This window comes from Paenibacillus sp. FSL H7-0357, from assembly GCF_000758525.1.
Classification (GTDB): domain Bacteria; phylum Bacillota; class Bacilli; order Paenibacillales; family Paenibacillaceae; genus Paenibacillus_AQ.
Window position 1 is genome coordinate 4,452,853 of sequence record NZ_CP009241.1, and the last position, 12,501, is coordinate 4,465,353.

Here is a 12,501-nt window from a genome sequence, read left to right on the forward strand (position 1 = left end):
GGCTTGCTGATCCCTTAAAATAACTGCTGCTATTTGATTGCTGTCCGCCGCTACGCGATTTCCACATTCTGCAGGCCGATTTCGATAATGTTACATACCCAATTGTTTTCCGGGAATGTGGCAAAGTGTCCATCTGGAAATGGCTGAGTGGCCACTGTCCAAACGCTACGTTTATTCCTCATTCCGCTGTACTCGATATCTTCCCGATCTGGGCGGTACTGCTGCGGCTGACCGGGCGGTGGAGATTCTTTTACATCACGGGCGAAGGAATTGCCCTTGCTCCGGCCTTTGCGGTGAATGGTGCCGTGAGATCCTTCCTCTCCCAGCCTGCAGGAACTTTGAAGTCCCCCCCGCGCTTTCCGCCCTCCTGGTTATCCAGCGGAGTTTTTCCGAAGAGTACCCTCCTCTATAACCGGCGCAGTCACCTGTCTTATGATACGCCGGACGTCATCCAACTTGTCACCGATCTGAGCAGGCACATTTCCTCCGGGTCGGTATTGTCATACTCGTCCGATTCTTCGGCACTCTCGATGGTTTTAGTAATCTGTTTGATCTGCGGAAGTAGCTTCTGAACATCAGCTATAATTTGATTTTTCCATGTGATTATCATCTTAAAGGAAGAAGAGTAGCTTACGCTGCTCCCCCGCCCCCTTTCATTTTTCTCTCAACACGCTTCTTATAGGCGTTCCCACTTAGCTGACAATACTTTAGGGCTGTAATCATTCTCTTCCGCGATCTCTTTCTTTACTCACTTCTTCCATAGTGTCAGCTCCTTCGGCGTCTTGTTCCTCGCCCAGGTTCTACCGGTTTTCGTTCCATCCAGAAGCCTCCGCTCTTTCTGACTCCGATCGCAAATACCTTGAGCGAAATGAACTTGATGAATTTTCAAATGGGTTTGAGGAGTTTGGCATCGAGGATGATTTAGAACCCTTTGATTATTTGTTGTTTAGCGGATCCCGTTCTGGAGAGTTTTGCGCTTTGGAGTGTGGCCTGACATTGATTTTGAGACTTTCGAATGCCACGTTTATAAAACATATTTTCCGCCATACTCATATCCCAATGCTAATCGAGGCAAGTCTGGAATCTGGATCTCCAATTGATTTAAAAACTATCATAAGTCGAGTAGGTTTCGTTTTTTTAATAATTTCATATATATCCGCTAGTTTAGTCCAAGCAGCACGACGGTTTTTTCATATATTAATTTTAAGGAGGTGAATATCCTATGACCATTCAATTTGTAGATTTACGGTTATCGAACCAGGCAGCTTCCGATGCAACTCCAGTTGTGATTCCATTAGCGGCTACCCCTTTGGTATTCGGAGATATCGGGATTCAGACCGCAGGGGTACTGCCTGAGAATCAGAGCAACGTCCGCGTGCTGCTGGCTGGATATGTAAAGACGGAAAACAATCCCTTGTTCAATACGAATACCCTTAGAGTTCGCAGAAATGGAACCATTATTTTTACCACAACATTCGGGGTGGCGATCAGCAGGGAAAATGAAGCTTTTGGTTTCTCTGCTGTCGATGTCCCCCCTGCTGCCATTGTAGCAACCGGGCAAATTCAGTATACGGTTGAAATCTTCACCAATGCAGCTGCCACAGATCCATTTAATAACGTTCAGGCGAGAAACTTCAGCGGAATTGCCGCTGCAGGCAATTTCTCCGGCTAAACAATCTTCCCCTGCCAATCTTAAGATTGGCAGGGGATTCAATTACATAATCAAAAATGCCGCAAGCCGCTATCAAACCTTCACTTCAATTCAAAGTCCCGGCAATCCGCATAACCGCTTCAGTAATATCCAGTACTTCCTTAGTGCTGGCTTTGCGGTCCATATATTCAACCTTCTGCGCTGCAGCATCCTTGCCTACAACAATCGCAACCGGAATACCGATCAGGCCGGAATCCTTAAATTTCACCCCGGCACGCTCATCCCTGTCATCATAAAGCGTGTCAATCCCTAGAGAGGTAAGCTGCGCATACAGTCGTTCAGCCACCGCTGTCTGCTCTTTGTCCTTGGTTGACATCAGTAGAATATGAACATTGTAAGGCGCGAGAGCTTGGGGCCAGATAAGACCCTGTTCATCATGATTTTGCTCGGCTACAGCAGCCAGCAACCGCGAGATGCCAATCCCGTAGCAGCCCATAATCATTGGAGCACTTTTGCCTGAATCGTTCAAATACGTGGCTCCCAGCTTCTCACTGTACTTGGTACCCAGCTTGAAAACATGGCCGATTTCAATTCCCTGATGAAAGTGCAGTACCCCTTGGCCGCAATTCGGACAAGACTCACCCTCCAAGACATTTCGGAGATCACCCACATGCTTGAGGCTGAAATCCCGTCCGGGTACGACACCGCGGAGATGGTAATCTTTCTCTCCGGCACCCGCTATCCCCGACTCCATAGCCGCAACTGCCGAATCAACCAGCACGGTCAGCGAAAGACCGACTGGACCAACAGAACCGCTCTCTACTCCAGCGGCATGCTGCACAGCTTGATAATCTGCCAGGGAGATGTTGCTAGCCCCGATCATTTTGGCCACCTTATGTTCGTTGACCTCATGATCACCGCGAACCAGTACGGCATAAAATTGACCGCTGGCTTCATATATCAGCGTCTTGATGATTTCCTCAGGCTGGATGTGCAATTCCTGCTCGAGTTGTTCAATCGTCCGGATGTCCGGTGTATGGAACTTCTCGGCAGCAGGTTGGTCCCCTCTTATCGTGCGTACTTCTTGCTCTCCCTCAGGAGACCGAACTTCAGCCAATTCCAGATTTGCAGCATAATCGCAGACAGAGCAGACGCCAATGGTATCCTCCCCTATTTCGGAAAGCGCCATAAATTCGTGGCTCCCGCCTTCACCGCCTATGGCCCCGGAATCGGCATGCACGGCCCGGTACAGCAGACCGCAGCGTTCAAAAATCCTTTGATAGGCGTTATACATTCGCACATAAGATTCGTCCAGCCCGTCCCAGCTGGTATCGAACGAATAGGCATCCTTCATCAGGAACTCCCTGCCCCGCAGCAACCCGGAACGCGGCCGGCGCTCATCACGAAACTTGGTCTGAATCTGGAACACAGTCAGCGGCAGCCTCCGGTAGGAATTGATCTCCCCCCGTACCAGTGAAGTTATTACTTCCTCATGGGTTGGGCCCAGTACAAACTCCCGGTCATGACGGTCTTGAAGCTTGATCAGCTCCTTGCCGTAGACTTCATATCGCTCCGACTCTTTCCAAAGCTCAGCAGGCTGCATCGCGGGCATCAGGATCTCCTGTGCACCCGCGGCATCCATTTCCTCGTGGACAATCTGTTCAATCTTGCGCAGCACACGGCGGCCAAGAGGCAAATAGGTATAGATTCCGGCCGCCAGCTGGCGGATGTATCCTGCACGCAGCAGCAGCTGGTGGTTTGCGGTCTCGGCCTCAGCCGGAGCTTCGCGAAGGGTTGTGGCAAGTAGTTGACTTTGACGCATAAGGTTCAGCCCTCTCTGGTTTGGTTAACACAATTTCTCAAGTCTTCTTAAGAAAACGCAAAAAGACACATCCGTCAGGGACGAATGCGTCGTGATACCACCCTATTTCAACCGCCAAGCTGTGCCTGGCAGTCCTCAAGTCCGGATAACGGCCGGGGCCGGCAGCACCTTAATGTCTTTCCAAAGTGCAGCAGCTTTCAAGGCAGGGTACACTTCTCTCGCTTCATGAAGGACCTTTCAGCCGGTGAGTCCTCTCTCTGATCCAAGCGATTCCAGAAACGTAGATCCTTGATCAACGCTATTACGCTATTAATATGGTATTCAATTTAAAGGATAATGCAAATTTCGTCAAGCCCGCTGAGAGATCCATCAGTTTCCACTCTCTCCAATTTCAGTGCAATTAATCCTTTACAATGTAAAATTATATCAGGATGTATGTTAATTCTTTCATATTCAAATATAGACATATGAAATTATTGTGTCAATAAACCGAATATATCATTATAACATTTCACAAGGAGCAGCTGCTTACAACCAAATCTGCTTCTATGCAACCAAGGGGGAGTCATAACAATGTACACAAATATTAGAAAAATCATCCGCAAACTCACATCCCGTTCACTTCAGAGGAAGATGATGTTGATCTTCACGATTATGCTGGTTATCCCAGTCCTCCTCGTGAGTTACTTCTCCTACTCCAGTGCAAGCAAACAATTGGAGCTGAAGATGCAGGAATCGACACATGCCAGTGTGAATTTGCTAAAAACTACAATCAATGAAACGGTAAATGCAGCTATGAAAAATGTTCAACAGCTCAGCCAGCAGCTCACTTCCGCCGACATTGATGCTCAAACACCGGAAGCCCGTGAACTCATTGAATTGTTCATGAAAGAACATCCAGAGCTGGAGATCCTTACGGTGGGTAATGAAAAAGGCTCCTGGATGAAGGCACCGGATCCCGGCAAGCAACAGGATTACGATCCGCGTACCAGAGAATGGTACAAGGCGGCCATGCAAAATGCCGGCAAAGTTACCATCGTGGATCCCTTCGTTTCCGCCACTACAGGCAACTACAACCTGTTCATCTCTGAAACGCTAAAAGACGGCAAAGGAGCAGTCACCACCAGCCTTAGCCTTAAAGCGATGAGCGAACGAATCAACCAGGTTAAGCTGGGAGAACACGGCTACTACTATGTCGTTGACCGCAATCATAAATTTGTGTCCCATCCCGTCAAAACAGCAGGAGAAGAGATCGACGACTATGTGGTGAAGCTACTTACAAATGAGGGTGGAGCGTTATCCTATACCAATCCGGATTCGGGTCTTGAAATGCGGGGCTATTACACCACTGATCCAATTACCGGCTTCACGATTGTCGGTGTCTTAACCACACAAGAATTCTCAGATGCCTCCCTGCCTATACTCTATACCGGCTTAATGGTTCTCGGAGCAGCCCTGATTGTTGCATTGGTATTGATGTACTTTATTGTCCGGGCAATCTCCCGTCCAATCGCCAACCTCAACAACTCGGCACGCCGTGTAAGCGAGGGCTATCTGAATGAACGAATTGTGATTGACCGTACAGATGAGATTGGCCAATTAGCTGAGAACTACAATCTCATGGTCGATTCCTTGCGGAATATCGTGATTGACATCTCGGATACGTCCGGTCTCTTGGCTGCTTCGAGCCAGCAGCTGACAGCGACTACAGAGGAGAACTCCAAAGCAACAGCCTATGTAGCCGGGCTGGCAGAGGAGTCTTCGATTGGTGCCGAAACTCAAACCGCTGCGATGATTGAAACGTCGCGGGCGATGGAAGAAATGTCCTCCGGCATTCAAAAAATAGCCGAAGCCGCCTCATCCATCGTTGATTCCTCGACCGATACAGGAGCAGATGTGCTCGTCGGGAGCCGCAAGATCGAGCAGGTCAGCAAGCAGATGAACGCCATCCGGGAATCTACGCAACTGTCGGCTGAGCTGATTGGACAATTAAATGGCCTAAACAGCGAGGTATCGGAAATGAGCAGCGCCATTTCCACTATCGCCGTACAGACTAATCTGCTCTCATTGAATGCAGGAATCGAAGCCGCACGCGCCGGGGAACATGGCAAAGGGTTTGCAGTAGTTGCCGCCGAGGTGCGCAAGCTGGCTGATCAGTCTAAAATGACCGCCGGCAATATCCAAGACACTATTGTTCAGATGACTGAACTGATCGATCAGACCTATGAAACCATCCAGAATAGAGTGTCGGCAGATGTCGAGCTTGGTATGCAAGTAACGGAAGAAGCCAAAGAAGCCTTCGCAAGCATTGAACATTCCACAGCCAAGATCAATGGACAGATTCATGACATCTCTGCGATCACTGAACAAATGTCAGCAGGTGCAGAAGAAGTCGCCGCATCTGTCCAGGAGATCTCGAACATCTCGCGTTCCGCTTCCGATGCCTTCCAGAATGTAACAGCTGCTACCCAGCAGCAGCTTGCCTCGATGGAAGAGATCACCTCTTCATCGGGTGAGCTGTCCAAAATGGCCGGAGATTTGCAGCAAAAAGTTGAACACTTCAAGCTTGAAGATTAGGCAGCCGCCTAATCTTCACCTCTCAGCTAAATCAGCTCTAATTTAAAGAAGCCGTCTTCCACAGCTTATACTGTGAAAGACGGCTTTTAAGGTTTCATGTTCAGATATTCATTATAGATTAGACGAGAACTGTCGATCCCATCAGATATTTATCGACTTCACGTGCAGCTTCGCGTCCTTCATTGATCGCCCAGACCACAAGACTTTGCCCACGGCGCATATCACCGGCGGCAAATACTTTATCCACGTTCGTGTTGAACTTGCCGTAACGAGCCTTCACATTGCTGCGGCGGTCTGTCTCAAGGTTCAACTCCTCGATCATCTCCTGCTCCGGTCCGTCGAATCCAATCGCAATCAGGGCAAGCTGAGCCGGATATACTGCCTCCGTACCTGGGACCGGCTGATAAATCTTACGTCCGGTCTCATCCACCATCCGGCGGATTTGTACGGTATGAAGTTCCTTGAGGTTGCCTTCTTCATCACCTACGAATTTCGTAGTCATGATGGAGAATTCACGCGGGTCATCACCGAAGATTGCCTTGGCTTCCTGCTGTGCATAGTCAAGCGTATACACATTCGGAAACTGCGGCCAAGGATTGGCAATCGGATCACGCTCAAGCGGAGCTTTGTCATGCGTACCAAATTGGGTAATACTATTGCAGCCATGGCGGAGCGAAGTTGCCACACAGTCAGAACCGGTGTCACCGCCGCCAAGCACAATAACATCCTTACCTGCAGCAGAGACAAAGTTGCCATCCTGCAGATTGGAGTTCAAGTAGCTCTTAATCGTGCCGTTCAAATAATCCATCGCATACATGACGCCCTTAAGCTCAGCTCCCGGGACGTTGAAACGGCGCGCCTTGGTCGCACCGCCGCAGAGGACAACCGCATCAAATTCATCGACCAGCTGCTGTGTCGGAATATCTTTGCCGATCTCTGTATTCACTACGAAGTTCACGCCTTCGGCAGCCAGCAAGTCAACACGGCGCTGCACGACACGTTTGTCCAGCTTCATGGTCGGAATTCCATATGTCAACAGGCCGCCTACGCGGTCACTGCGTTCAAATACAGTTACAGTATGTCCTGCCTTGTTAAGCTGGGCCGCTGCAGCCAGACCAGCGGGTCCGGAGCCGACGATGGCTACAGTCTTGCCGGTACGCTTCTCCGGCGGACAAGGCACAACCCAGCCTTCCTCAAAGCCCTTATCGATGATGGCAAGCTCTATCGTCTTGATCGTAACCGGCTGGCCGATCAGACCGACGGTACAGGAGCCTTCGCAAGGTGCCGGACAGATGCTGCCCGTAAATTCAGGGAAATTGTTCGTCTTATGCAAACGTTCGAGTGCTTCCTTCCACAGTCCCCGGTACACCAGATTATTCCATTCAGGAATGAGATTGTGGACAGGGCATCCTGAAGTTCCGCCGGCCATATCAATACCTGTATGACAATAAGGGGTTCCGCAATCCATACAACGGGCGCCTTGTGTCCGAAGCTCGTCCTCGGTTAAATGATGGTGGAATTCTTCCCAGTCTTTCACGCGCTGTTCAGGATCCCGGTCTCCTGGGAGCTGGCGCTTATACTCCATAAATCCAGTAGGTGTAGACATATTTACGTTTCCCCCATCCGTTCTCTTCGTGTTGATGTATAGTACATTGTAACATATTGCGGCAGACTCATGTCGTTTCAGCGCAATGAAGTACCTGCACATTCTATACTACTTTTAAGTTTAGCATTTCTAATTTTAATTATAGTAGCATTCTATACTTTCGCACTGTAATGGATTAATCTGCTGATTATTTGTACTATTTCACATGTTGTGTCAGAGAAAACGCTTTTTCTTCAAACCGTACGTTCATAAACATAGAATCGGTAATCATACGGATTTTTCTCGTCGCGAATTCCTGGGGTGTTGGAAATCTCTGTCCACTCACTCCACTCTACCTCAGGAAATTTCGTATCGCCTTCAAACTCATGTTCAATCCGGGTCACAATCAGCTTATCGGCATACGGCAGGAACATCCGGTAGATCTCCGCACCGCCAATAATCATCAGTTCATCACCCTTGCCGCCTTCAGCCAGCGCTTCCTCCACTGTGTGCACGACCTTTGCCCCCTCCGGAGCATAGCTGCGGTCCCGGGTAATAATAATACTCGTTCTGTCCTTGAGGGGCTTGCCCCCGAGCGACTCCCACGTCTTACGGCCCATTAGCATTCGTTTACCAAAAGTTTCGGATTTGAAAAAGGCAAAATCACGCGGCAAATGCCAGGGCATATCATTGTCCTTGCCGATTACACCGTTAGCACCCATTGCCCATATCATGCTTATACTCATATTTTAGCCCCCTTTTCAAGGAATCATCAGAAATGTTTCCAACAAAGACTATATAGCCACTGGTGCTTTAATTCCCGGATGATGAACATAATCAGTAAACTCAAAATCTTCAAAGGTATAATCAAAAATACTGTCCGGCTTTGTGAGAATCTTCAGTGTAGGCAGCGCATAAGGCTCTCTGGACAACTGCTTGGCGACCTGCTCCAGATGGTTTGTATAAATGTGTACATCGCCTCCGGACCAGATGAAATCACCAACCTCAAGGCCGGTCTGCTGGGCAACCATATGTGTGAGCAGGGCGTAGCTGGCAATGTTAAAAGGCAATCCCAGGAAAGTGTCCACTGAGCGCATCGTCAGCATGCAGGACAACTTGCCGTCCGCTACATAGAATTGGAACACAAAATGGCAAGGCGGCAGCTTCATCTGCTCAATCTCGCCCACATTCCAGGCACTGACGATATGACGGCGGGAATCGGGATTATGTTTGATCGACTCGATCACATTCGAAATCTGATCAATAATCCGGCCGTCGGCGCTCTCCCAGGCCCGCCATTGGGAACCGTATACGGGGCCCAGCTCCCCGTTCTCATCTGCCCATTCGTCCCAGATCGAAACACCGTGCTCCTTCAGATAGGAAGTGTTCGTCTCTCCTCTAAGAAACCACAGCAGTTCATAAACTACCGATTTCAAGTGAATGCGCTTAGTTGTCACCAGCGGAAAACCCTCTTGCAGATCAAAGCGGAGCTGGCGCCCAAATACGGATATCGTACCAGTACCTGTCCGGTCGCTTTTTTCCGTGCCATGATCCAATATATCCTGAAGTAAATCCAAATATTTACGCAACAGTCAGCGCTCCTCTCCTCTTTTTTTCTTATCCTAGTTTACCATGACCTGACCGCCCTTGTAACTTAGCAAAGAACAGGAAATTTTTTTCGCGAATCTTGTTCGAATGCCAGTGCTGGCTATACACCGGCTACTCTGAGATCCGCAGCTCAACTTTTTGCTCAGAGGCCTTCACCACAGCACGTCCGCCAACAGGGAAGGTAAAGATCGGCGAGACATGCCCAAAATTGACATCGGCAATTACCGGGAGGTGCTGCAGCTCTTTTTTACTCTTAATGATGGAGCGTAATATTTCCGGGGTCATCTGTGAAGCACGCTGAAATCTCCCGATGACCAGAGCCTTTACTTGTGCGAAGCCGGGCTGATGAAGCAGCGACTGCAGGTCGCGGTCAAAGTTCCCCGGGCGGGATTCATAGTCATCTTCCACAAAAAGAATCGCGTCCCTCAGGCTGGGCATAAACTCTGTCCCCTGCAGCAGATTCAGTGTGCATAGGTTACCACCAATTATAGTTCCTTCTGCGTAACCTTCGTGAATGGCATAAGGCCCGGCGTTTGCTTCAAATACACGATTTTCCTGATCCAAGAACCAGGCATCATCGCTCCACTGCTCCGAAGGAAGTATATCCACTTCTTCATCTTCCATCATCATTTTGACAAAATAATCGGAAGTATATTCATTCCCGTGACGCATGGACAGTGTAGAGAAATGAGGACCGGAGTAGGTGATCAGTCCTGTTTTGGCATAAATGGCATTCTGCAGTACCGTAATGTCGGAATAGCCGCATAACCGTTTGGGATTCGCTGCAATCAACCCGAAATCCAGTCCCCGCAGCATCTGGTTGCAATTGAAACCACCAAGCGTCGTCAATATCCCTTTTACCTTAGGATCGCTGAAGGCGCTGTGGAGATCCTCAAGTCTGGAGTCCACCGAAGACGAATCGAAGCCATCTCTTTCATAAGCATGCTTGGAAAAAGAAACGGTAAACCCAAAAGCCTCCAATTTCTTTGTTGCTGCCACGATTTGCTCTTCCGCTATAACCCCTAAGCTCATGGAAGGTGAAATAATCCGGATTTCATCACCGGCTTGCAGTTTTGCCGGCTTCATTGTCTTCACTCCCTTTGTGCTTGATTTGCTCCAGCAGCAGGTCAGTAAGTTCATTTACAGGCAGCGTACCGTCTGCCACATAGTCGGATGAGGGAAGAACGGTATGAAGCATTGCCAAGTATGCCTCCCGGCCTCCACGCAAATATCCTTCCATTTCCCGGGCTACATCGCTGCTTGCGGAATCTTTATACTCTCGGATGAATCTTCTGGCCATAGCCACATCAAGCGGAGTGTCGATAAATATGGCATAATCAATCAACCGGCTTAGTTCGTTATGTACATAGGCGAAAGGATAATCGAGTAAAATATACTCCGGCCGGTCCGCTCCGGCAAGCAGCCCTTTCAGGTCAGCCACCAGGGGTTCAAGCTTCCACTCGTTATAGTCAGCACCCCGTTCCATCCACCGATCAAACTCATCAGGCCAAGGGAAATCATAGTCATCAAAAAACAAAGCAGCCGAGTTCACCAGCCGCTGCTGCAAGATTCTGACGGCAGTCGTTTTGCCGCCGCCTGAGACGGCTGCTATGGCGATAACACAAGTTCTGTGTGTAATGTTCCTCTCCTCCTTTTATACCCGCTTACGATGAAAGGACAGCTGTATAGGCCCGTTTCTCTCTTGATCTTACCACAAGTAGTTTCGGCTGCCATCTGTATAACTATATGTAATGTGTTAAAAAAAGAGGATGTCTACCAAGCCATTTGCATGGCTCGGCGGACATCCTCTTATTGTTGTCTGCCGAAGCAGTCTATAATTTATTATTTAATTACATGAATTGGGTGGCCTTCCACAAGCTCAGCCGCTTCCATGACGATTTCGCCAAGGGTTGGATGCGCGTGGATTGTCAATGCGATGTCTTCGAGCGTAGCGCCCATTTCAATCGCCAGACCCAGTTCAGCAATCAGGTTGGAAGCTTCGATACCCACAATTTGTGCGCCCAATACGAGGTTGTTCTCGCTGTTTGCCACAATCTTGATGAAGCCATCCGGAGCGTTCAAGGAAACTGCACGGCCATTACCTGCGAACGGGAATTTGCCGGCTTTTACTTTGTAGCCCTTGTCCTTCGCTTCTTTCTCGGTCAGACCCACACTGGAGCATTCTGGATCGGTGAACACAACAGCCGGGATGACTTTGTAGTCAACAACGGATTTGTGTCCGGAGATCGCTTCAGCAGCGATTTTGCCTTCGTAAGAAGCTTTGTGTGCCAGAGCAAGGCCTGGAACAATATCGCCGATTGCATAGATGTTAGGAATGTTGGTACGGCCCTGGTGGTCAACTTTGATCAAGCCGCGCTCGTCAAGTTCCATACCGATCAAATCCAATCCCAGCTCGCCATCCGTATTTGGACGACGTCCTACAGTTACAAGCAGGTAATCCGCAGTAATTTCCTTGGACTCGCCGCCCACGGAGTATTTCACGGTTACTTCCTTGTCGTTCTGTACAGCACTTTCCGCTTTGGCATTAGTAACAATCTCAATCCCAGTCTTCGCCATGTTCTTGGCAACCAGACGGGTCATATCCTTGTCAAAGCCAGGCAGAACTGTATCCAGACCTTCAATGATGGTTACTTTAGTGCCAAATTTGGAGTACATTTGGCCAAGCTCGGCTCCGATGTAGCCGCCGCCGATAACGATCATGCTCTTCGGAATTTCCGGAAGATCAAGCGCTTCGGTCGAAGACAGAATACGTCCGCCAAATGGGAAAGGCTTCAGTTCGATCGGACGGGAACCTGTAGCAATGATACAGTTGTTGAATTTGTAGCGGGGAGATTCATGTTCATTGAACAAACGGGCTTCGTTTGTATTGATGAACATAGCTTCACCGCTGAATACTTCAATTTTGTTGCCCTTCATCAAACCGGTTACACCGGTTGTCATTCTTTTGACAACGCCGTTTTTGAATTCCTGTGTTTTTGCCCAGTCTACTTTAACGTTCTCGGCAGTGACACCGAAAACTTCACCGTGCTGTGCAGCTTCGAATTGATGGGCTGCAGAGATCAGAGCCTTGGAAGGAATACATCCGCGGTTCAAACATACACCGCCGAGTTCCGATTTATCCACAATCAGAACTTTCTGGCCGAGCTGGGCGGCACGAATTGCCGCCACATACCCGCCGGGACCTGCACCAATTACCAATGTGTCGATTTCGATTGAAGCGTCTCCGACTACCATTAA

The 12,501-nt window shown here is 49.1% G+C and carries 10 protein-coding genes; 3 read left to right on the top strand and 7 right to left on the bottom strand.

Annotated elements, in window-relative coordinates:
* Positions 1-125: 125 nt before the first annotated feature.
* Both H70357_RS35940 and H70357_RS19345 read left to right on the top strand, forming a co-directional pair.
* Positions 126-572 carry a hypothetical protein gene (locus tag H70357_RS35940; RefSeq protein ID WP_156130897.1) on the top strand — a complete coding sequence of 149 codons (447 nt, stop codon included), beginning with the start codon at positions 126-128 and terminating at the stop codon, positions 570-572.
* Between the two features lie 650 nt (positions 573-1,222).
* The gene (locus tag H70357_RS19345; protein ID WP_038592896.1) at positions 1,223-1,672 is read left to right on the top strand and encodes a hypothetical protein; all 450 of its coding nucleotides are present in this window, start codon (positions 1,223-1,225) and stop codon (positions 1,670-1,672) included.
* Between the two features lie 85 nt (positions 1,673-1,757).
* Here the strand turns inward: H70357_RS19345 and H70357_RS19350 are convergent, their stop codons facing one another.
* Positions 1,758-3,473 (bottom strand): proline--tRNA ligase, encoded by a 1,716-nt coding sequence (locus H70357_RS19350; protein WP_038592899.1) that lies wholly within the window; start codon positions 3,471-3,473, stop codon positions 1,758-1,760.
* Positions 3,474-4,046: 573 nt separating this feature from the next.
* Here H70357_RS19350 and H70357_RS19355 point away from each other — a divergent pair.
* Complete coding sequence (locus H70357_RS19355; RefSeq protein ID WP_052092134.1) at positions 4,047-6,050, top strand: methyl-accepting chemotaxis protein; 2,004 nt, start codon at positions 4,047-4,049, stop codon at positions 6,048-6,050.
* Between the two features lie 118 nt (positions 6,051-6,168).
* Here H70357_RS19355 and H70357_RS19360 read toward each other — a convergent pair whose 3' ends face one another.
* The 6 genes from H70357_RS19360 to lpdA form a co-directional block, all read right to left on the bottom strand.
* Positions 6,169-7,656 (bottom strand): glutamate synthase subunit beta, encoded by a 1,488-nt coding sequence (locus H70357_RS19360; protein WP_038592902.1) that lies wholly within the window; start codon positions 7,654-7,656, stop codon positions 6,169-6,171.
* Between the two features lie 233 nt (positions 7,657-7,889).
* Positions 7,890-8,381, bottom strand: a complete 492-nt coding sequence (locus H70357_RS19365) for a dihydrofolate reductase (RefSeq protein WP_038592908.1) — start codon at positions 8,379-8,381, stop codon at positions 7,890-7,892.
* A 48-nt stretch (positions 8,382-8,429) separates the two neighbouring features.
* Entirely contained in the window at positions 8,430-9,224 is a 795-nt protein-coding gene (locus H70357_RS19370; protein WP_038592911.1) for a thymidylate synthase, read from the bottom strand.
* A 130-nt stretch (positions 9,225-9,354) separates the two neighbouring features.
* The gene (locus tag H70357_RS19375; protein ID WP_038592914.1) at positions 9,355-10,329 is read right to left on the bottom strand and encodes a S66 family peptidase; all 975 of its coding nucleotides are present in this window, start codon (positions 10,327-10,329) and stop codon (positions 9,355-9,357) included.
* Positions 10,301-10,795: a nucleoside/nucleotide kinase family protein gene (locus H70357_RS19380; RefSeq protein ID WP_231578284.1), complete on the bottom strand. Its 495-nt coding sequence runs from the start codon at positions 10,793-10,795 to the stop codon at positions 10,301-10,303. Before H70357_RS19380 ends, H70357_RS19375 begins: the two co-directional genes overlap by 29 nt.
* 290 nt (positions 10,796-11,085) lie before the next feature.
* On the bottom strand, positions 11,086-12,498 hold the full coding sequence (lpdA, locus tag H70357_RS19385) for a dihydrolipoyl dehydrogenase (protein ID WP_038592917.1): 1,413 nt from the start codon (positions 12,496-12,498) through the stop codon (positions 11,086-11,088).
* Positions 12,499-12,501: the final 3 nt, after the last annotated feature.